20 protein-coding genes and 1 tRNA gene are annotated in these 21,948 nt (G+C 37.8%); 8 read left to right on the top strand and 13 right to left on the bottom strand.

The genetic code is table 11. The features are described 5' to 3' along the window. Positions 1-217 precede the first annotated feature (217 nt). From MKX57_RS21430 to groES, 3 genes are all read right to left on the bottom strand, one after another. A protein-coding gene (locus MKX57_RS21430; RefSeq protein ID WP_085961709.1) for an IS3 family transposase occupies positions 218-1,575 on the bottom strand; the annotation gives its coding sequence in 2 pieces (ribosomal slippage) (positions 218-1,122 and positions 1,122-1,575; 1,359 coding nt in all). A 136-nt stretch (positions 1,576-1,711) separates the two neighbouring features. After that, a complete protein-coding gene (gene groL / locus MKX57_RS21435) occupies positions 1,712-3,346 on the bottom strand; it encodes a chaperonin GroEL (protein WP_008176984.1) in 1,635 nt (544 codons plus the stop codon). A gap of 128 nt (positions 3,347-3,474) precedes the next feature. After that, complete coding sequence (groES, locus tag MKX57_RS21440) at positions 3,475-3,759, bottom strand: co-chaperone GroES (RefSeq protein WP_008176986.1); 285 nt, start codon at positions 3,757-3,759, stop codon at positions 3,475-3,477. A 168-nt stretch (positions 3,760-3,927) separates the two neighbouring features. Between groES and MKX57_RS21445 the strand changes: the two genes are divergently transcribed. Next, the gene (locus tag MKX57_RS21445; RefSeq protein ID WP_036120942.1) at positions 3,928-4,692 is read left to right on the top strand and encodes a type II CAAX endopeptidase family protein; all 765 of its coding nucleotides are present in this window, start codon (positions 3,928-3,930) and stop codon (positions 4,690-4,692) included. Between the two features lie 75 nt (positions 4,693-4,767). On the opposite strand, the gene tatC is transcribed toward MKX57_RS21445, so the two are convergent. The 3 genes from tatC to MKX57_RS21460 form a co-directional block, all read right to left on the bottom strand. Next, positions 4,768-5,592 (bottom strand): twin-arginine translocase subunit TatC, encoded by an 825-nt coding sequence (gene tatC / locus MKX57_RS21450; RefSeq protein WP_008176990.1) that lies wholly within the window; start codon positions 5,590-5,592, stop codon positions 4,768-4,770. A gap of 16 nt (positions 5,593-5,608) precedes the next feature. Then, entirely contained in the window at positions 5,609-5,794 is a 186-nt protein-coding gene (locus tag MKX57_RS21455; protein WP_008176991.1) for a twin-arginine translocase TatA/TatE family subunit, read from the bottom strand. A 165-nt stretch (positions 5,795-5,959) separates the two neighbouring features. Next, the gene (locus MKX57_RS21460; RefSeq protein WP_012291935.1) at positions 5,960-6,595 is read right to left on the bottom strand and encodes a redox-sensing transcriptional repressor Rex; all 636 of its coding nucleotides are present in this window, start codon (positions 6,593-6,595) and stop codon (positions 5,960-5,962) included. A gap of 244 nt (positions 6,596-6,839) precedes the next feature. Here MKX57_RS21460 and MKX57_RS21465 point away from each other — a divergent pair, with 244 nt between their 5' ends. Beyond that, entirely contained in the window at positions 6,840-8,783 is a 1,944-nt protein-coding gene (locus tag MKX57_RS21465) for an ABC-F family ATP-binding cassette domain-containing protein (protein WP_107922865.1), read from the top strand. 436 nt (positions 8,784-9,219) lie between these two features. Here the strand turns inward: MKX57_RS21465 and tsaD are convergent, their stop codons facing one another. The 6 genes from tsaD to MKX57_RS21495 form a co-directional block, all read right to left on the bottom strand. After that, entirely contained in the window at positions 9,220-10,236 is a 1,017-nt protein-coding gene (tsaD, locus tag MKX57_RS21470; protein ID WP_342550593.1) for a tRNA (adenosine(37)-N6)-threonylcarbamoyltransferase complex transferase subunit TsaD, read from the bottom strand. After that, positions 10,236-10,688 carry a ribosomal protein S18-alanine N-acetyltransferase gene (rimI, locus tag MKX57_RS21475; RefSeq protein ID WP_342531015.1) on the bottom strand — a complete coding sequence of 151 codons (453 nt, stop codon included), beginning with the start codon at positions 10,686-10,688 and terminating at the stop codon, positions 10,236-10,238. Before rimI ends, tsaD begins: the two co-directional genes overlap by 1 nt. Then, positions 10,681-11,388, bottom strand: a complete 708-nt coding sequence (gene tsaB / locus MKX57_RS21480) for a tRNA (adenosine(37)-N6)-threonylcarbamoyltransferase complex dimerization subunit type 1 TsaB (protein ID WP_089987158.1) — start codon at positions 11,386-11,388, stop codon at positions 10,681-10,683. Before tsaB ends, rimI begins: the two co-directional genes overlap by 8 nt. After that, positions 11,385-11,834, bottom strand: a complete 450-nt coding sequence (tsaE, locus tag MKX57_RS21485; RefSeq protein WP_043990256.1) for a tRNA (adenosine(37)-N6)-threonylcarbamoyltransferase complex ATPase subunit type 1 TsaE — start codon at positions 11,832-11,834, stop codon at positions 11,385-11,387. The genes tsaB and tsaE overlap by 4 nt, the downstream gene beginning before the upstream one ends. A 335-nt stretch (positions 11,835-12,169) precedes the next feature. Beyond that, positions 12,170-12,508: a hypothetical protein gene (locus MKX57_RS21490; RefSeq protein ID WP_043990233.1), complete on the bottom strand. Its 339-nt coding sequence runs from the start codon at positions 12,506-12,508 to the stop codon at positions 12,170-12,172. 470 nt (positions 12,509-12,978) lie between these two features. After that, a tRNA-Asp gene (locus tag MKX57_RS21495) sits at positions 12,979-13,054 on the bottom strand. 150 nt (positions 13,055-13,204) lie between these two features. Between MKX57_RS21495 and opp3b the strand changes: the two genes are divergently transcribed. Genes opp3b through MKX57_RS21515 form a run of 4 tightly spaced genes read left to right on the top strand, consistent with a single transcriptional unit; the run spans position 13,205 to position 17,529 of the window. Beyond that, entirely contained in the window at positions 13,205-14,134 is a 930-nt protein-coding gene (opp3b, locus tag MKX57_RS21500; RefSeq protein WP_107922886.1) for an oligopeptide ABC transporter permease, read from the top strand. Further along, the gene (gene opp3C, locus MKX57_RS21505; protein WP_342531021.1) at positions 14,131-15,162 is read left to right on the top strand and encodes an oligopeptide ABC transporter permease; all 1,032 of its coding nucleotides are present in this window, start codon (positions 14,131-14,133) and stop codon (positions 15,160-15,162) included. The genes opp3b and opp3C overlap by 4 nt, the downstream gene beginning before the upstream one ends. A gap of 13 nt (positions 15,163-15,175) precedes the next feature. Continuing rightward, positions 15,176-17,167: an ABC transporter ATP-binding protein gene (locus tag MKX57_RS21510; RefSeq protein WP_008177010.1), complete on the top strand. Its 1,992-nt coding sequence runs from the start codon at positions 15,176-15,178 to the stop codon at positions 17,165-17,167. Then, on the top strand, positions 17,164-17,529 hold the full coding sequence (locus MKX57_RS21515; protein WP_216604819.1) for a DUF3899 domain-containing protein: 366 nt from the start codon (positions 17,164-17,166) through the stop codon (positions 17,527-17,529). The genes MKX57_RS21510 and MKX57_RS21515 overlap by 4 nt, the downstream gene beginning before the upstream one ends. Before the next feature lie 40 nt (positions 17,530-17,569). Here the strand turns inward: MKX57_RS21515 and MKX57_RS21520 are convergent, their stop codons facing one another. Continuing rightward, positions 17,570-19,252: a peptide ABC transporter substrate-binding protein gene (locus MKX57_RS21520; protein ID WP_096365780.1), complete on the bottom strand. Its 1,683-nt coding sequence runs from the start codon at positions 19,250-19,252 to the stop codon at positions 17,570-17,572. A gap of 135 nt (positions 19,253-19,387) precedes the next feature. Between MKX57_RS21520 and MKX57_RS21525 the strand changes: the two genes are divergently transcribed. Both MKX57_RS21525 and rpoN read left to right on the top strand, forming a co-directional pair. Beyond that, positions 19,388-20,452 carry a Xaa-Pro peptidase family protein gene (locus MKX57_RS21525; protein ID WP_239355479.1) on the top strand — a complete coding sequence of 355 codons (1,065 nt, stop codon included), beginning with the start codon at positions 19,388-19,390 and terminating at the stop codon, positions 20,450-20,452. 179 nt (positions 20,453-20,631) lie between these two features. Next, positions 20,632-21,918: an RNA polymerase factor sigma-54 gene (gene rpoN, locus MKX57_RS21530; RefSeq protein WP_089987163.1), complete on the top strand. Its 1,287-nt coding sequence runs from the start codon at positions 20,632-20,634 to the stop codon at positions 21,916-21,918. Positions 21,919-21,948: the final 30 nt, after the last annotated feature.

The raw sequence follows: 21,948 nt of genomic DNA on the forward strand, positions 1-21,948 counted from the left end.
GTTCAACATCTCTAAAACGTAGAGTACCTACACAATTGCATTAAATCAAGTCATAGTTCATCAAATGCTATCACATGATTATAAGTAATATCCTCAACATTTATTACTTGGATTTCAGTGCAATCTATCATCTAAAAAGTATTGATAGGCAAAGTTAAGCAACAAAAAAACCACTTCTCTTGTTTTGATCTGACCCAAAAAAGTTAGACATATTTAGTTAAGCAACTGCTAAGACCTGAGTTCGGTACTCCACCGGGCTTAGGTCTTTTAATTTTTCTTTCATTCGTTTGTGATTGTAGTAGTGAATATAGTCATTGAGCTCCTGTTCAAAATGTGCCATAGATTCAAATTCTTGTAGATACAGGAGTTCAGATTTTAATAAGCCAAAGAAATTTTCGATGACTGCGTTGTCCAAACAATTACCCTTACGGGACATACTCTGCGTAATACCATGTTGCTTTAATGTTTGTTGATACTTTTTCATTTGATAATGCCAACCTTGATCTGAATGAAGAATAACTTGATCACTTGATTCAAGGCGCTCCAATGCTTGTTCTAACATATTATGGACTAGTTTATACACTGGACGCTTCATAACCGAGTATGCAATGATTTCGCCATTACATAGATCAAGGACGGGTGATAAATAGCGTTTCTCACCAAATAGATGGAACTCTGTCACGTCTGTTACCCATTTCTCGTTCATTTTTTCCGCTGTAAAATCGCGTTGTAATATGTTTGGGGCAATTTTTCCGACGTTACCTTTATACGAACGATATTTCTTCATGCGGACTTCACACTTTATGCCAATGGCATTCATCAAGCAGTTAATCGTTTTCGGATCATGATGAATACCAAATTTTTTTAGTTCTTTGGTGATCCGACGATAACCATAACGTCCCTTATGTTCATGATAAATGGACTGAATTGCGACTTTCACATCAGCGTATTTATCATGACGATTCAAACGCTTTTCCCAGTAATAATACGTACTACGTGGAATATCAGCGACTTTGATTAATTCCACTACTTCATAGATTTCCTTTAGTTCATAAATTACTTGCGCTTTGATTTGATTGGTAATTTTTCTTGCATTTGAACTAAAGTATTCAACTTTTTTAAGTACGCATTCTCCATTTCTAATTGTTTGATTCGTGCTTCTAACGCCTCAACAGATCCTTCAGCTGGTGTTGATTTCGTTGTTCTTTTTGTCTCTTTTTTCATAGATAGATGCCCCTTTTTCTTAGAAACAAGAGCATCATAACCACCAACTTCAAACTTCAACTTCCAATTCCGAATCATGCCAGGAGATGAAATATTGAATAGTGCAGCTGTGTCTCTCGAAGATGTACCTGTCTCGTTCATATAATTAAGTACATTCATTTTATAGTCAGCTGAATAGTTTGTATAGGACTTTAAGAAAGTCTCTACGCCATTTTTTTGATAACGGCGAACCCATTCACTGACAATCTGAGCTGTAACACCGATATCATTCGCAATTTCGATCAAAGTTTCATTTCCATTTAAATATCGTTGAACTGCTTGAATACGTTGTTCAACACTTACTTTTGTCATAAAAAAACCCCCGTAAAAGTTAGATTAATGTCTAACTTTTACGGGGCAGTTCATTTACCGAGAAGTGGTTATTGTGATTGAAATTAATTATTTACATGACCAGTAATTATTTCACAAGATGGAAGTGAATAATCCCTTACATCATTCCTGGCATGCCGCCCATTCCACTCATATCTGGCATACCTGCGCCAGCTGGTTCTGGAATGTCTGCAACTACTGCTTCTGTTGTTAAGAACAGTGCAGCTACAGAGGCAGCGTTTTGTAGAGCTGAACGAGTTACTTTCGCTGGGTCTACTACGCCTGCTTCCATCATGTTTACCCATTCGCCTGTTGCTGCATTGAAACCAATGCCAATTTCTTCACGTTTTAGGCGATCCACGATGATAGAGCCTTCAAGACCTGCGTTGTTAGCAATTTGGCGAACTGGCTCTTCTAAAGCACGAAGGACGATTTTCACTCCTGTTGCTACGTCGCCTGCTTCAGATTCAGCCACTTTTTCAACTGCTGCATATACGTTAAGAAGTGCAGTACCACCACCTGATACGATCCCTTCTTCAACAGCTGCACGTGTTGAGTTTAAAGCATCTTCAATACGAAGTTTACGCTCTTTAAGCTCTGTTTCTGTTGCAGCCCCTACTTTAATAACTGCTACACCACCTGCTAATTTCGCAAGACGTTCTTGAAGTTTTTCTTTATCGAATTCTGAAGTTGTTTCAGCAAGTTGTGCTCGGATTTGGCCAATACGTGCTTCGATTGCATCTGCACCGCCTACACCTTCAACAATTGTAGTATTGTCTTTTGTCACAACTACTTTTGCAGCACGACCAAGTGAAGAAATATCAGCTGATTTTAAGTCTAAGCCTAATTCTTCTGTAATCACTTGTCCACCAGTTAAGATAGCGATATCTTCTAGCATTGCTTTACGACGATCACCAAAACCTGGTGCTTTTACTGCTACAGCATTGAATGTACCACGAAGCTTATTCACAACAAGTGTTGCAAGTGCTTCTCCTTCAACGTCTTCAGCAATCATTAAAAGTGGACGACCTTGTTGTACCACTTGTTCTAATAATGGTAATACTTCTTGGATATTTGTAATTTTTTTATCTGTAATTAAGATATATGGGTTATCTAGAACTGCTTCCATTTTATCTGTATCTGTTACCATGTAATGTGACGCATAGCCACGGTCAAATTGCATACCTTCTACTACATCAAGCTCTGTTGTGAAGCCTTTAGATTCTTCAATTGTAATAACACCATCATTACCTACACGCTCCATCGCTTCAGCAATAAGTTGTCCAACTTCATCATCAGCAGCTGAAATAGCAGCAACTTGTGCGATTTCATCTTTATTGCTTACAGGTCGAGAAATCGAGTGTAATTCCGTTAATGCCGCAGCAACAGCTTTATCAATACCTTTACGGATACCTACAGGGTTTGCGCCAGCTGTCACATTTTTCAAGCCTTCACGAATAATTGCTTGTGCTAGAACTGTTGCAGTAGTTGTACCATCACCAGCGATTTCGTTTGTTTTAGAAGCAACCTCAGCTACTAATTTTGCTCCCATGTTTTCGTATGGATTTTCCAGCTCGATTTCTTTTGCGATTGTCACACCATCATTTGTAATCAATGGTGAACCAAATTTTTTTTCTAATACTACATTACGCCCTTTTGGACCTAATGTTATTTTTACCGCATTTGCTAATTTATCTACACCTTGTAACATTAATGAACGAGCGTCTTCTGAGAATTTAATATCTTTTGCCATGAGAATTTACCCTCCTGAAATGGAATATTCGTTAAGCTTCTTCAATATATTTATATCAATTTCATCTTATTGTCACTTTTCGATCAAGAAACAATAAGCATTCACCTTAATTTAAGGTGCATCAAATATTATTCAATAATTGCAAGAATATCGCTTTCGCGTAAAATTAGGTATTCATTACCTTCAAATTTAACTTCTGTACCAGCGTATTTAGAGAAAATAATGTGGTCGTCAACTTTAACGTCAAGCTCTACACGTTGTCCGTTCTCTAAAACACGACCTGTCCCAACTGCTACAACTTTACCTTCTTGTGGTTTTTCTTTTGCAGAGTCAGGTAGTACAATACCGAATGCAGATTTTTCTTCTACCTCGATTAGTTCAATTACAATACGATCTCCTAGTGGTCTTAACAAGTGAAACAACCTCCTAATAATAATAATTGTTGAATTTATTAGCACTCTATAACATCGAGTGCTAACACAATTATTATGATAATCAATCACACTTTTTTTTGCAAGTCAGAACTTCGAAAAATTTTGTTTTCTTTCCATATTCATCTACAATAGAAAGGAAGCCTATGAATGGAAAGGATTTTGACTGTGACTAATTCTCCAAAAGTAACAAAACATAAAAAAACAGCTCTATATGTTTTACTGATTTATATCCTCATGCATATCTCAAGCAGATGGTTGCTCTTACCGTTTCACAAGCTGGTTATGAAGATGACTGGCCTAGCTTCTGAGCAAGCAGCACCAATAACTCAAGGATGGTATATTGCGCTTAGCTTTGCCGTGGCGCTCATTTTAAGTTTAATCTTAACATCCCGTGATAAAGCCTTTTGGAACGTTTATCAAGGAAAAAAAGAAACGATACCACTCACAATTGTTTGGGGTATTCTTGGTTTCTTCCTTGTATTTTTCGGTCAAATGATTGGAGCAGCTATTGAAATGGCGGTTTTTGGTATTGAAGGAGGTTCCCAAAATACCGCTGATATTGTCGCTATAGCTAAAGGAGCTCCTATTGCCATATTAGCGATCGTTGTATTTGGTCCCATTTTAGAAGAGTTCGTCTTCCGTAGAGTTATATTTGGATCACTTGTCCAAACAACAAACTTTTGGGTGGCGGCAATAGTAAGTGCTATATTCTTTGCGATTATCCACTTCGACTTCTCCCATATTTTACTTTATACAATTTGTGGTTTGATCTTCGCCTTTTTATATCACAAAACAAAACGTATTTGGACTTCCATTATTGCACATGTCATGCTGAATGGATTTGTGACACTTGTACAATTCTATGCAGAACCATTGCAAAAGTTTCTTCAAGAACTAGAAAAAATGCAATAAATTTTTGTAAAGCTCTATAAAGTTGTCAAAAATACAAAAGCTCGGTGCCTTTATGTAGGCACCGAGCTTTATCTATTACTGTTTATTCAATTCTTCTATTTGTCGTCGTTGTTGCTCAAGAGCCTCTTCAATCTGGCGTTTTTGCTCAGCTTCCTGCTCTTCTTTTAATCGAATTTCCTCTGATTTTAAATATTTCCTATAACCAACTCGAGATATCATAATACTAATTTCATACAGGATAAATAGGGGCACTGATACCATTAAATGAGACGCCAATTCAGGTGGTGCAATGAGAGCAGCACATACAAATAAACCAAAGTATGAATATTTACGAATACGAATTAGTAGATCTGGACTCAATATACCTATCCGTGAAAAGAACAATACTACAATAGGTAATTGGAATAGAAAACCGAATGGTATTGTGAGTTTAAATAAAAATGTAAAATACTCATGTATTCCAATTGTTTGCTTAATATCTAAATCATTTGATAAATTCATCATGAATTTGATGACATACGGGAATAATAAAAAGTATGAAAAAGATAACCCTGCGATAAACAATAAAAATGAATATGGTATATAGCTTAAGGTTGCTCTTCGCTCTACTTCCCTTAATCCTGGACTAATAAATGACCACAATTGATACATTAATACTGGCGATGAAAGAATAAATGCAATTAAAAAAACAACTTGAATATAAATTGCTAGTGGTGTTACTACGTCAAATGCATGGAGCTCAATATTATATTTTGCTCCGGTAGCTTGAAGATATTTAACAAGTGGCTTGGCGACAAAAAAGGCGCCGGCCATAGCGAGAACAAAGAAAACGGCAACAATGAACAGCCGTTTTCTTAATTCTTCTATATGCTCAATGACAGTTAGATCTTTTGGATTCATTCCTCAACATCCTAACTTACTTATCTAGTTCTTTCTTTTTCTTGTCATCATCATCTTCGTCGGCTAAACCTTTAGTAGCATTTTTGAATTCACGTAGTGTTGAACCAAATGCTTTACCAAGCTCTGGTAACTTTTTAGGACCAAAAATTAGTAACGCGACAACTCCGATAATAATGAGGCTCATAGGACCAATACCGCCCATTACAGCCACCTCCTCTTTATATCCATCATTTTAACGCATATTTCGCCATTTTGCTAACTAATTATATGTGAAAGTTTTTCGTCACTCTCACTGATTTTACCTTGTTTTATTTAAAATTACTATTTGACAGAAACAGTGAACTCCACTATAAAATATGTAAAATTTTCACACTTCCTGATTCCGAATTAAATAAATAAGCGCTTGCAATTCTACCGATAAATCAATGGTTAAGAGCTGCATGCTATCTGGCACCGTTAAGCGCTCGGGCGTAAAGTTTAAAATTCCCTTTGCATTCATAGCCGCTAAACGATCTGCCATTTTTTGCGCAGAGCGTGGTGATACTGTTAAAATAGCTAGCTCTGCCCCGTATTCTGCATACTTTTCTTCCAGCAAATCAGGATGAAAAACAGGAATGTTACTAATCATTTTGCCATCCTTCGGCGCTTTCGAATCAAATGCTACAACAATATGAGTGTTGTGGTTTTTTTGAAAATTATATTTTAATAATGCACTGCCTAAATTCCCCACGCCAATTAACGCTACTTTTGTTGTTTCATGTTGATCAAGCGTCTGGCTAAAAAATTGTAATAGATGCTGTACATCGTAGCCATAGCCTTTCTTTCCAAGAGCACCAAAATAAGAAAAGTCACGGCGAATGGTTGCAGAATCTATTTTCATCGCTTCACTCAGTTCCTTCGACGAAATACGTTCCATACCTTCTTGTGCAAAGTTTTGAATAAATCGATAGTAAAGAGGAAGTCTTTTTGTAGTGGCTTGTGGAATTTTTAATTCTTGTTTCAAACTTTCTCCTCCTTAAGATGAAACTCAATCAATTTTACTGTACTAATTTTAATACATTTATCCTTAACTATATACAACATTTTTCAATCCACTAGCGTATTTCTCTTTAGTTAATGGCGCTTTGTACGCAGCTAACTAAAAAGAAATCGTTTCAATCTTACATGACTGCTCGGAATAAGTAAAGCACCGACATTGCATGCAAATCGTTCATCCATTACACTAAGGTAGAATTGAGGTGTCAAGAATGATTGTTTTACAGGTCAATCAACTAACTAAATCCTTTCTTGCAGATGAAATTTTAAGTGGTGTGAAATTAGAAGTTCAACACCGTGATCGCGTTGCCTTAGTAGGGCGCAACGGTGCAGGTAAATCTACTTTATTAAAAATAATCGCTGGTCAAATGTCCTATGACTCAGGGGATATCATTATTCCAAAGGGCATCCAGGTTGGCTATTTAGAGCAACATGCCGGATTAAATTCTACGTTAACTATTTGGGATGAAATGATGACCATTTTCGAACCCCTTTTAGTTCAAGAACAAACACTCCGCTCGCTCGAACAGCAAATGGCAGATCCTACTGTTTATGAAAATCCTACTCTGTATGCCAAAGTTATGTCGGAATACGATCAACTACAGCATACATTTAAGGATGCTGGCGGCTATCAATATGAATCGGACATACGCTCAGTGCTTCACGGCATGCAATTCTATCCGGAAGACTATGATAAACCTATTAGCTCACTATCTGGTGGACAACGCACACGCTTAGCACTAGCTAAGCTTTTATTGAGTAAACCAGACCTACTAATTCTCGATGAGCCTACGAACCATTTAGATATTGAAACATTATCTTGGTTAGAATCTTATTTAAAGAACTATGAGGGCGCTATTTTAATTGTTTCCCATGACCGCTACTTCTTAGACCAAGTTGTTTCCATTGTCTACGAAGTTTCACGTCATCGTGTCACAAAATTTACAGGCAACTACAGTGCTTATTTAGATGAAAAAGCTAAAAACTATGAACGTGATGTCAAACTTTTTGAGCGTCAGCAAGACGAAAAGGCCAAGCTAGAGGATTTTATCCAAAAGAATATTGCACGTGCCTCTACAACAAAAATGGCACAAAGTCGACGGAAGATGCTTGAACGAACAGACTGGATGGAATCGCCGGATGGTGATGAGAAATCCGCTAGTTTTGGTTTTACGATTGAACGTCAAAGTGGAAATGATGTATTATCCGTTGATGATTTAACAATCGGCTATAACGATCAGCGCATATCTAGTGGGATTAAGCTACGTACTTTTCGCGAGGATCGGATTGCTCTTGTTGGACCAAACGGAGTTGGTAAATCGACATTATTAAAAACGATTGTGAAAGATTTAACACCTCTAGCAGGTGATATCCGTTATGGTACGAATGTACAAATTGGCTATTATGATCAAGAGCAAGCAAAGCTTTCAAGCAATAAAAGTGTCTTAAAAGAGCTATGGGATGAATGGCCGCTTATGAATGAAAAAGATATTCGCACCGTATTAGGACGTTTCCTATTTAGTGGAGAAGATGTGGATAAAACCGTCTCTTCTTTATCAGGCGGTGAGAAAGCACGACTGGCACTTTCAAAACTAATGATGCAAAAGGCCAATTTTTTAATTCTCGATGAGCCTACAAACCATCTAGATTTAGATAGTAAAGAGGTACTGGAAAATGCTTTGATCGATTACCCTGGAACGCTTCTATTCGTCTCCCATGACCGCTACTTCATTAATCGTATCGCTACGAAGGTAGTGGAGTTGTCTGGAACTGGGTCGTTTGAATATTTAGGGGACTATGATTATTATGTAGAGAAAAAACAGGAGCTGTTGGAGCTAGCACAAATGAAAAGTACTTCCCAACCGCAACTACAGCAGGAACTACCTGATAAGTCCTCTACCTCCAAAATTGATAAAGAGGCAAAAAAGCGCGAACGGCAAATAAGACGTACTATCGAAGAATTAGAAGGCAAGATGCAAGAAACGACAGTCTCCATTGATAGATTAGAGGAAGCTCTCTGTGACCCTGCAATTTTTACAGATCATGAAAAAATTGCCCAACTACAAGACGAATTGGCTACTGAAAAGGAACAGCATGAGCTTTTAGAATTAGAGTGGTTAGAGTTAAATGAAGAATTAGAAAATATAGATATGTAATTTGATTTAAGCCGTGTGCATTGTCGCATGGCTTTTTTCTTTACTCTCCTTCATTTTTCATATATATTGGTCAAGTGCTATTTTTCGACAAAAAATGCCCACAGTTTTATTCACACCATAAATCTAGTAATACCAACATATCAACAGAGTTTTCCACACTGTCCACAATTAAAAATTATTTTATCCACATCACCTCGTGTAAAACATACTACTATATATTGAATAATCACAAGTTATGCACAAGTTATCAACAATTTGTGCATAAGTACGCGTGTTCGGTATTTAGTTCGCTCTATTACCTGTGGATAATTTTCCGAAAAATTTGTCAATTAAACCATTTCATTTGACGCTTCTCTTCGCTACATTCATTTTTTATCAACAAATTTTCGACAATAAAAAAGAGATATCTTCAATAAGATACCTCCTTCATTTACTACTACACCCAGGATTTTAACTCCATGCCTGGACGACCGTTCATCATTAAGTTTCCTCGGATACCCGCTTCATACATTGGCATCGCTACTGCTCCAATCATTGCCGCATTATCTGTACACAATTTGAGTGGTGGTACAAAAAACGGAATTCCTTCCTCAGCGAACACTGTCTCTAATGAAGCACGTAAGCCTTTATTGGCTGCTACACCACCAGCTGCAATGACCTGCTTCACCTGATATTCGCGAGCGGCACGCAATGTTTTCGCGGTTAGTACTTCGACAACACTTTCCTGAAAGCCCTTTGCTACGGCTGCTGGCAAAATAGCTTCGCCACGTTGATCCATATTATGTTTATAATTGATGACCGCTGATTTTAAGCCACTAAAACTAAAATCATAAGACCCTTCCTCTAACCACACTCTTGGAAAAGGAACAGCCTCTTCACCCTCATGAGCAAGCTGATCAATGCGTGGGCCACCTGGATAAGGTAAATTTAAAACTCGTGCCACTTTATCATATGCCTCACCGGCTGCATCATCTCTTGTTTCACCGATAACCTCAAAGGAGCCATGTTCCTTCATATAAACAAGCTCCGTATGCCCACCTGATACAACAAGTGCCAATAATGGAAACTCCATTGGCTGGACAAGAGCATTGGCATAAATATGACCTGCAATATGATGTACACCGATAATCGGTAAATTGTTGGCAAATGCAAAAGCCTTAGCCGCGTTTATGCCAATTAGCAACGCACCGACTAAACCTGGACCCTCCGTAACGGCAACAGCCTCTAACTCAGCTGGTTTTATATTCGCTTGTGCTAATGCTTCCTCAATAACCACTGTAATTTGTTCAACATGATGACGTGAAGCGATTTCAGGAACTACGCCACCAAATCGCTTATGGCTTTCTATTTGTGAAGCAACAACATTCGAAACAATTTCATGACCATTTCGAATAATTGCAGCAGCTGTTTCATCACAGCTCGATTCTATTGCTAATATCAATCCATTATTCATTATAAATTCACCCACATGACAAGGGCATCCTCCCCGTTATCAGTATAATAGCCTTTCCGTATACCACCATCTTGGAAATGAAGCTTGCGATAGAGATTTTGTGCAACTACATTTGTTACACGTACCTCAAGCGTCATGACTTCCATTCCATGTAAACGCGCTATATGCATCGCCTCACGCATTAGTCCTTCGCCTATCCCTCTGCCACGAGCCTGCTCAATCACAGCTACATTTGTTATTTGAGCTGCATCTATGACCATCCACATTCCACAAAAACCAATAATACTACCATCTTCATCTATAGCCAGTACATAATGCGCATACTGATTTTCATGCACTTCGTAGTAAAAGGAATCTAACGTCCATGGTACTGGAAATGAAGCCAATTCAATTTCATAAATTGCTGGCACATCGTCAGAAACCATTTTTCGATAAGTTACATTCCTACTCATGTTCCTTCTCCTTCTGTTCTTTCAGCCAGTTCGCCTCAGCCTCGGCAATCCGTTTATATTGTGGAACGAAGTGATGGGTAGCTTCGACACTTTGTAACTCCATTTTCATCGCTAGATGAATGACTTCCATCGCGCGTGGCAAGTCAATACTAAATGGTGCACGTACTGCATGATCACCAAGTTTTTGCACAATATTCTCCCAAAATATATCAACATCTGTTCCTACAAATAAAATAGGTTGCTCTAATGCCTTTAAACGCACTAATAAATCATCAATATGTGCATGATGATCCTCCACAAGTGCTTCTAATGTCTCACCTTGATAAACTGCCGTATAGACATTGCCTCTTCTAGCATCAAAAATTGGACAAATTAACCCGTTATAAAGGGCAGCGTTGGCAGCTAATGTTTTTAAACTAGATACGCCGACTAAAGGTTTCTGTAATGTCCATGCTAATGTCTTTGCTAATGTCACACCTATACGGACACCTGTATAAGAACCTGGTCCTTCAGATACTGCAATCGCATCCAAGTCATTCGGCTTTACATCTATTCGTGCCAGGATTTCTTCAATCGCTGGCATCGCACCTGCAGAATGCGTTAATTTTATATTTTGTACCATCTCGGCCACTACTTTGCCGTCCTTTACAACTGCAATGGAAAGTGGTGTATTTGCTGTTTCTATTCCTAACCAAATCATTTCATTAGCTCCTCACATAGTGCCTCATAGCGTTCTCCACGAGGTATTAACACAAAGCGTCGTTCATTTTCTCCGATTCGGTAAATCTCTATCGCTAGACGATCCTGTGGCAAATCCTGTTCAATTAAATGCGCCCATTCAACCACTGATACCGCATCTCCATAAAACAGCTCATCCCAACCAAGGTCTTCATCACTTTCTGCTAGCCTATATACATCTAAATGATTAAACGGTACTCTTCCCTCATACTGCTTAATAATCGTAAATGTTGGACTGTTGACTGTTCGTTTGACCCCTAGCCCCTTCGCCAAGGCTTTCGTAAATGTCGTCTTGCCCGCGCCTAGATCACCTTCTAATGTAATCGTATCCTGAGCTTCTAGTTTATTCGCAAGTTTGCAGGCAAAACGTTCTGTATCATCAACTGAATTCATGATTATTTCATACATATTCTTTTTTCCTCTCATCACTACATTACCTCTAGTTTACCTAAACTAGCCAAAATGTTCAAAGCATCCAATACCATTATACTTGCTTTGAGTGCGCTCGTTAAAATGCTCTTTTAATAACAGCAGTTAGGTGGCACGATGAAAACAAAAACACGACTTCTCTTAAGAGGACGTGTCAGACAGTACAATGCAATAAAGTAAAGCCACTGATTTCTACTAAGGGCGAACGCTTTCCAGTGAATGTGATAAGAAGGACAAAAACCATCGAGAGTGAATTTTCCCGATGGCTTTTGTCTACATGTTGAGATGCCTTCTTTTACAAAGACATTTTACAATTATCGATTGGAATGGCCTTTTACAGCTATAATCTCTTTAGCAATTAATTTATCATCCTTAAATTTCACTATATAAGCCTGAGTCAACAAAGTTTCATCATTCCAACGGTATTCATTATTCTTCACCTTTTTACCTGCGCCACCTGCTGTCTCAACTACCTCAATATATGACATATCATTTTTTAATTTCTCAAATTCTACTTCGTTCATATTTTTTTGCCAGTGATACGTATTTGCTTCTTCAATCTCTATAATAGGATCTCCACAGCCTACCATCATAATCATGGAACCAATAAGCAAAGGTAAATAAAAATGGTTTAAGAAATGGTCTTTGCCCATATAAACACCTCCGTAGCCAATCCAATTACTTCTAATTTTTACCCGTCGTTTTAATTTTAGAAACATATCTCATTTTACCTTATAAAACCGTCATCATTTATCGGTAATTTTTACTATCTTTAGATAACGTTAAATATATACAATTCATTAGTTTCATTTCAATAATACAAGTGCTTTCATTGGGATTGGGCGTATTTCGAGTGACAGTAGTGGGGCCATTTAGGGCAATAGATGTTATTTTGTTAAAATCAATAGGAGGTAGGTCATAAAGCCTTCACCAAATGTAAAGCTTTTCACCTCTATGTTTCTACCCAGTGAACTGGGTCTTCATAAAGTGACACTTTCACAATTGAAATAAGTGCTTGAATCAATTTTATGGTTGACGGCTATGCGGCAAGAAAATTCTCATTCAATACAAAAAAGCTCTTATGACTGTAACAGTACATAAGAGCGAACATATCAATTTTAAATGGCGGTCCCGACCGGGATCGAACCGGCGATCTCCTGCGTGACAGGCAGGCATGTTAACCGCTACACCACGGGACCTCTTTAAGACATTTATAAATATATCATATAAGAAAAAGGTATGCAATATATATTTTCATATTTTTTCTTCTCCTATTTTTCTAACAATTGGCATCAATCTTGCAAATAAATTAATAGTTTCAACACACTTTTTAGTAGGAGGTTGGTGCCATGGTTCGGTACATATTTACACGAATTGGCTATATGATCATTACGCTTTTTATTATTATCCTGCTGTCATTTTTATTAATGAAGGCTTTGCCAGGTTCACCATTTAATGATGAACGCCTTCCAGAGACGCAAAAAGAGCTATTATACAAAAAATACGGATTAGACAAGCCGGTTCCTGTGCAATTTGGTATTTATTTAACGAATCTTGTACAAGGAGATTTAGGTGTTTCTTTTGTCTTTGATAATCGACCAGTGACTAAGATTATTCAGGAACGTATTGGTGCATCGGCTGTTTTAGGCTTTCAAGCCATTCTAGTAGGTACAATTATTGGACTTTTTTTAGGCATTATAGCTGCTCTAAGACACAACACTATTATTGACTACGGCGCTACAATACTAGCCGTACTAGGCATATCCATTCCATCATTTGTTTTTGCAGGTTTTTTACAGTATTGGGTTGGCGTTAAATTGGGCTGGTTACCCATTGCCTTTTGGAATGGCTTTGAGTACTCCATTTTACCAACCATTGCTTTAGCTGTTGGAGTAATTGCTACAATTGCTCGTTTCACGCGTATCGAAATGCTAGAGGTCCTTAGTCAAGAATACATTTTAACCTCAAAAGCAAAAGGATTATCAAAGCCTATTATCATTACAAAGCATGGGATTCGAAATGCCATGATCCCAATCGTAACTATTATTGGTCCGTTAACCGTAAACACTATTACTGGTTCACTTGTTATTGAAAAGGTATTCAGTATTCCAGGTTTAGGTGAGCAATTTGTTAATTCAATTATTACAAATGATTATCAGCTCATTATGGGAACGACTATTTTTTATGCGGTGTTATTTGTAACCGTCATTTTAATCATTGATATTTTATACGGATTGATTGACCCCCGAATTCGTGTGACAGGAGGCGATAAGGCATGACCATAAAACTGACAGATGATACAACGAAGAGCCCTTCAAAGGAGTTATTTGAATATGCCTCGCAAACTGATATTACAGATGATTTCACCTATCGTCCTGAGCAATCATTTTGGCAGGATGCATGGCGTGGCCTGCGGAAAAATAAAGCAGCTATCGTTGGGCTATGTACTATTATCATTGTTCTATTACTTGCCGTTTTCGGGCCCTTTATGAATAGCCACGGCTATGACGAACAAAATATTGCGCGTACCAATTTACCGCCAAAAATTCCTGTCCTTGAGAATATTTTTTTCTTAGGCTTAAATGGTGTCGATAGCCGAGGCATAGACCAATATGAAGCGAAAGGGATTGAAGAATATTTTTGGTTCGGTACAGATGAATTAGGACGAGATCTATGGACACGTGTATGGGAAGGAACAAGGATTTCTCTTTATATTGCTTTTTTAGCAGCAACCATCGATCTCATTATAGGCGTTGCTTATGGGGCTGTTTCAGCATTTTATGGTGGTCGAACAGATACTATCATGCAACGTATTATTGAAGTGTTAGTGGGTATACCCGGACTAATTGTGAACATACTTCTGATCCTTATTTTAAAGCCAGGCATTATTTCAATTACGATTGCAATGGTGATCGTAGGATGGATTAGTATGGCTCGAATTGTTCGAGCACAAATACTGAAGTTAAAAACATATGAATATGTGCTTGCTTCACGAACACTTGGTGCTAGTAACCAGCGTCTCATATGGAAGCATTTAATTCCCAATACGCTTGGACCAATTATCGTTGCGACTACATTTACTATTCCAGGTGCTATTTTCACAGAGGCTTTATTAAGCTTTATTGGACTAGGGCTACAACCACCAACCGCTTCTTTAGGGACAATTGTTAATGATTCATATAAATTATTAAGAATTTATCCACATGGCATGATTGTCTCATCTATTGTCATTAGTTTAATTATGATTAGCTTTAATTTACTCGGTGATGGACTGCGTGATGCATTCGATCCAAAAACTCGTAAATAGGAAGGTGCTCTAAATGAAAAAAATAGTAGAGGTAAAAAACTTAAGTGTTTCCTTCAACACGTACAATGGTGAGGTACAAGCCGTACGCAATATATCATTTGATTTATTTGAAGGTGAAACCTTAGCCATTGTAGGCGAGTCTGGCTCTGGAAAATCTGTTACTTCGAAAAGCCTTCTTCGCCTTAATCCAACCGAGTCCACAATGATAAAAAGCGGACACATTTTTTATAACGGGCATGATATTTTATCTTCCAGTGAGCAAGAAATTCGAGCAATACGCGGAGCTGAAATCGCTATGATTTTTCAAGATCCAATGACTGCCTTAAACCCTACGATGACGATTGGTCACCAAATTGCAGAAAGTATAAAAAAACATACGACTTTACGTGGCCGACACATAACTAACCGTGTTATAGAACTATTGCAACTTGTCGGTATTAAAGAAGCTGATAAACGCTATAAACAGTACCCACATCAATTTTCTGGAGGTATGCGCCAGCGAATAGTCATTGCCATGGCTCTTGCTTGTGAGCCACGTATCATCATTGCTGATGAGCCTACCACAGCACTAGATGTTTCGATCCAAGCGCAGATTTTAGAATTATTAAAAAATCTACAACAAAAAATGAATTTATCCATTATCTTTATTACCCACGATTTAGGCGTTGTCGCTAAAATGGCAGATCGCGTCGCCGTGATGTATGCTGGAAAAATCATTGAGATTGGCTTAGTTGATGAAATATTTTATCATTGTCAGCACCCTTATACACAAGGGCTACTCGCAGCCATGCCTAATCCAGATATTGAGACAAATTCATTGTATGCTATTCCTGGAACGCCACCAAACCTACTTCATCCCCCTACTGGTGACGCCTTTGCAGCTCGTAATAAACATGCCTTAAAAATTGACTTTATAGAGGAACCACCTATGTTTCAGGTCAGCGACACTCATTTCGCTGCCACTTGGTTATTGCATGAACACGCACCGAAAATAGTACCGGTTCACCAACAGCTTGCTCAAGTACAGCAAGAGAAGCGTCAGGCACCAACTATCTTTGATAAAGAACATCCATATTTATCATTAAAAGAGGTTAAGCAGCACTTTTCTTTAAGTAAAAACACGGTTAATAAAGCGGTAGATGGCATTACTTTCGATATTTATAAAGGAGAAATTTTTGGTCTTGTAGGAGAATCCGGATGTGGTAAATCGACAACGGGACGTTCCATTATTGGACTCCATGCGATTACTAGTGGTGAGATTCACGTTGATGGCCGTAATATCAATGACCATCAAACAAAAAAAGACAAGCTTGCCTTCAATAGCAAGGTGCAAATGATTTTTCAAGATCCCTATTCTTCTCTCAATCCACGTATGAAGATAATGGATATTATTGCAGAAGGATTGGCCATTCATGAAGTACCTAAAAGTGAATGGAAGTCAAAAATATATGAGCTATTAAACATAGTCGGATTAACAAAGGAGTATGCAAACCGTTATCCTCACGAACTTAGTGGTGGCCAGCGTCAGCGAATTGGTATTGCACGTGCTCTAGCTGTAGAACCTGAACTCATCATTGCAGACGAGCCTATCTCTGCATTGGACGTTTCCATTCAGGCACAAATAGTGAATCTGCTAAAAAAGTTACAACAAGAACGTGGGTTGACCTATCTTTTTATTGCACATGATTTGTCGATGGTGAAGTATATTAGTAATCGTATTGGTGTGATGTATCGAGGGAAAATCGTTGAGCTAGCGGACAGTCAAGAGCTCTATGATCACCCCGTACACCCTTATACAAAATCATTATTATCGGCCATTCCATTACCAGATCCTAAGCTAGAGCGAGACCGCAAACGCATTATTTTTAATGAAGCTACCTATCAAGCTAACCGAAATACCGCAAGTGAAAGCTTTGTTGAGATACGGCCTGGTCACTTTGTTATGCTGACAGAAGAGGAGCTTGTCCAATACCGTTCAGCACAAGAAGGAGGTATATTACGTTGAAATTAAAGACCTTCCTCTTACTTGCTAGCTGTATAATCATAGTTTCCCTTAGCTATACCTGGCTCCTCCACCAACCAATCACTTTTTTAACGCTAATTAATAATATTTTCCTTATATCCCTTACTGCTACAATTGTAGGTGCTTCATTGGTTGTTGTACAAGGTGGGCTTTTTAATGGTATCGCCTATAGTTTTAAACGCTTTTTTGCACGTGTTACTAAAAATGGTGTCTATGCCTTTGAATTAGATGGAGATTTAGAATATGTTCATGCTCCGTCCTATACCTTCACTTATCCGCTACTACTAGCAGGTATACTTGGCTGCTCCGTGACAGCCATTTTATCTATAGTTTTCTATCTATAAATGAAAAATGCTGTCCTCTCGAGAAAAGAGGACAGCATTTTTATTTTACAATTTCTACCCATTTATAGCTTATGTCAGCTGAGAATGGATGCTCATATAAGTTTTTCACATATGGTTTTGTCAAACGACTTAACCCTTTTTGGAATGTTGGGGCAAATGCTACATCTTCCATCATTAATTTTTCGGCTTGCTGCATAAGTTCCCAACGCTCGCTAACATTAGAGGTAGTTTTTGCTTGTTTAATAAGTGCATCAACTTTTTCATTTTTATAGTTAGATTGATTATAATAAGCCGTTGACTCAAATAATTCAATATATGTCATAGGGTCTTGATAGTCAGGGCCCCAGCCACCATAGTCTAAATCAAAATCAACAGCCCCTTCTAATGCAAGCTTTTGCTTATTTGGCTGCATATTAATTGTTAGCTCTAAGCCTTCTAAGTTCGTCTCCAATTGGTTTTTAATAAATTCAGCGGCTTTTTTAGATTCTGCACGGTCATATGTTAAAAACTCCAGCTTTACTTGGTCTACACCAAGTTCCTTTAAGCCAGTAGCCCACGCTTCCTTCGCTAGCTCGATATTTGTTTTATTCATATCGCCGTTGCCATCACGGAAATCATTTCCCTTGTCATCTGTTGATAATCCCTGAGGTACTAAATAGTAGGCAGGAATGGAACCATCCTGTAATATCACATCAGCGAATCCTTGTTTGTCCCATGCCATATCAATGGCTTTACGAATGTTTAGATTAGATAAATATTTATTTTCATGATTCATACGAATAAAATACGTATTTGGCTTTAAAAACGTTGAATACTCTGGACTGTCTTTATATTGAGCAACATATTCACTAGATAACTCGGCAGTGTCTATTTCACCAGCTTCATAGAGATTGACAGCCGTTGCCGTATCTTTCACTATTTTCTGCGTGATTTTAGTAAGTTTTACCGTGTCCTTATCCCAATAACTTTCATTTTTGACGAACGTCCATCCTTGCCCATGTTGCCAAGACTCCATCATGAAAGGTCCATTATAGATCATATTTTCCGCTTCTAGCGCGTATTGATCGCCTTGGGACTCTGTAAATTCTTTATTTAATGGGAAGAACGGTGCATACGTTGTTAAGCTAATAAAGTATGGGATCGGCGCATTTAGCTGCACTTCTAACGTTTCATCATTTATTGCTTTAATACCGATTTCCTCCACCTTCCCATAAAGGGGATCTTCTTCTGTTTGCACATTGGCAGCATTTTTTATATCTAGCATTAAGTATGAATAGATTGCTTGAGTTTCGGGATTTATAGCTCTTTTCCATGCATACTCAAAATCATGTGCTGTCACTGGAGTCCCATTACTCCACACAGCATCTTTACGTATTTTAAATGTATATACTGTACCATCCTCAGAAACTTCATGTGACTCTGCCATACCTGGAATTGGTGTATTTTCAGGACCTATACGATATAATCCCTCAAATACTGAGTTCATTGCCGTCACAGCAAGTGCATCTACACTCCCTAAAGAGCTCATCGTCGTTAAATCTCCTGTTGCCACTAAATGAAGTTCCTGTGCGGCAATATTATCTTCCCCATCAGAAGATACATTGTCTGTTTCATTACTATTTGTAGTATTTCCAGAAGTGGTGTTATCTTTGCCGTAACAACCGACCAATACAACGAGCATTAATGCTAACAATACGAAAAGCCATTTTGTTTTTTTAGCCATCCTCAAAACCCCTTTAATTTTATTGCACGAAAGAAATCGCACTATAAAAATCTATGCAATTTCCATGCCGATTCTATTTTTTAAAAAATTGGCACAGTTTTTGCATTATACTTTCATTAAAGGGGGAATGACAACATGTCAAAACTAGAACAATTACGAAATGCTCTACAAGCACAAGGTACAAGCGCAATGATTATTACAAATGCTCAAAACCGACGTTATTTAACAGGATTTACAGGAAGTGCAGGAACGGTTGTAGTAACTAACACACGAGCACTTTTATTGGTGGACTTCCGCTATACACAGCAAGCAACAGAGCAAAGTAAAGCATTTGAGGTTCATGAAATTGATCGCAGCCGTTTATATGAAACGATTCAAGAAATTTTAGAACAGGAATCCATTCAAACTGTTGGCTTTGAACAACATCACGTCACTTACTACACGTATCAATTAATGGCAAATAAATTAACAGCAACATTAAAGCCTTTATCTACAATTGTGGAAGATTTACGTATGATTAAGACACCAGAGGAAATTGAAATTATTAAGAAAGCAGCTTGGATTTCAGATGAAGCCTTTAAGCATATTTTGACATTCATTAAACCTGGTGTTACAGAAATCGAAATTGCCAATGAGCTGGAATCCCATATGCGTAAAAATGGTGCTACTGGCGCTGCATTTGATATGATTGTCGCTTCTGGTCATCGCTCTGCTCTACCACATGGCGTGGCGTCTTCGAAAACTATTAAGCAAGGTGATATGCTTACACTTGATTTTGGCGCTTATTATGAAGGCTATCGTTCTGACATGACAAGAACTATTGCTGTCGGCGAGCCCCCTGAACAATTAAAAGAAATATATCAAATTGTTTATGGCTCCTTGCAACACGCTCTTTCTAATATGAAGGCTGGTATTACTGGACGACAGGCAGATAGCTATACACGTGACTATATTACAGCTAAAGGCTATGGGCAAAATTACGGACATGGAGCAGGTCATGGCATCGGTCTAGATATTCACGAAAATATTTTCATGTCGACAGTTTGTGAAGACGTTTTAGAGGAGAATATGGTGCTTACTGTAGAGCCAGGCATTTATGTCCCACAAGTTGGTGGTGTTCGTATAGAGGATGATGTCATCATTACAAAAGATGGTGTTGAAATAATCACACACTCGCCAAAAGAACTCATTATTTTATAATTTCTTTACACTTACCCTATAGATGTTTACTTTTTTTACACTTTTTAAAACCATTCATTTCAACATTTTGAGCTTATTATTGAAAGCTAATGATTCATTTCGTTGCACATGTCAAAGTTTCTTGTCACTATATTTTTCTAAGTTAGTTAGATAGATTGATAGAGAATCGAGGTTTAAGTATGCAACTTTCTATTAAACAAACACAAGAATTACAAATCGTTATGTCTACCCAACTTCGTCAGGCAATCGAGCTACTCCAATACTCAACTCAGGAGTTAGAACAATATATACGTGAACAAGAGCTCGTTAATCCGTTAATCGAACTAAGTGAACCAACACTTAAAGAGCACCTACAGATTCCAAAAACGAGTAGCGGACACTATAACAATTGGCATCTTTCTACAAAATGTGAAAAAAATATTCGTGATGAGCTGTTCCAGCAGGTCAGGCTAACATTTGATAATGAAAAGGACATTCAGCTCTTAAAACATATTATTTATCATTTAGATGACAATGGTTATTATGAGCAACCTATACAAACTTCTTATAATGACCTAGAAATAGAAAAGGGCATTCATTTATTACAAACGATTGGTCCTTTAGGAATGGGTGCACGTAATTTAAAGGAATGTTTACTATTACAAACTATTTATTGTCCTAACAGCCCTGCTCATGCCGATACTATTATTTCTAATTATCTAGAAGAGCTTGCTCATAATAATTGGAAGAAAATATTAAAAGAGCTGGATATATCACTAAATGACTTACAAATGATTTATCTTTTTATACAATCTTTACAGCCAAAACTAAGCTCATTATTTTATCAGGAATTGGTACATACGACGATACCAGATATTATTGTTGATATTGTTGACGGTGGGATTACCTTTTCGTTGAACGATTATTATTTACCAAAGATTAGTATTCACGCTGACTACTTTCCTTATATAAAAGCTCATTCCTCAGAAAAGAGTTATTTTAAAAAACACTTAGCTGACTACCACTGGCTAGTGAACAGCATTGAACAACGTCGAAATACAATGATCAACATTATGAAGGCCCTTATTGAAAAGCAAAAAAATTTCTTTCTGGATGGCTTCGACGCCATGCAACCACTTACGTTGCGTGAAATTGCTGACCAAATAGATGTTCACGAATCAACGGTAAGTCGTATTACAACAAATAAGTATGTACAAACTGCTTTTGGCACCTTTGAATTAAAGGAATTATTCAGCTCTAAATTGTCGACAGCCAATGGTCAGAGTGTGTCACAAGTAAAGGTGAAGTCTTTGCTGTCAGACTATATCAAGTCAGAAAATAAGGCTAAGCCCTTCTCTGATCAAAAAATAGCTGAATATTTTAACGCTGCTTTAGGCATTGAAATATCTCGACGTACCATAGCCAAATACCGCGAGGACATGAGTATCCCGTCCTCTGCACGGCGTAAAATAATACCCTTTCAATAACGAGAAAAGGAGCTACCTATTGAAGATAGC

It is taken from the genome of Lysinibacillus sp. FSL M8-0216, assembly GCF_038595555.1.
GTDB classification, from domain to species: Bacteria; Bacillota; Bacilli; order Bacillales_A; family Planococcaceae; genus Lysinibacillus; species Lysinibacillus fusiformis.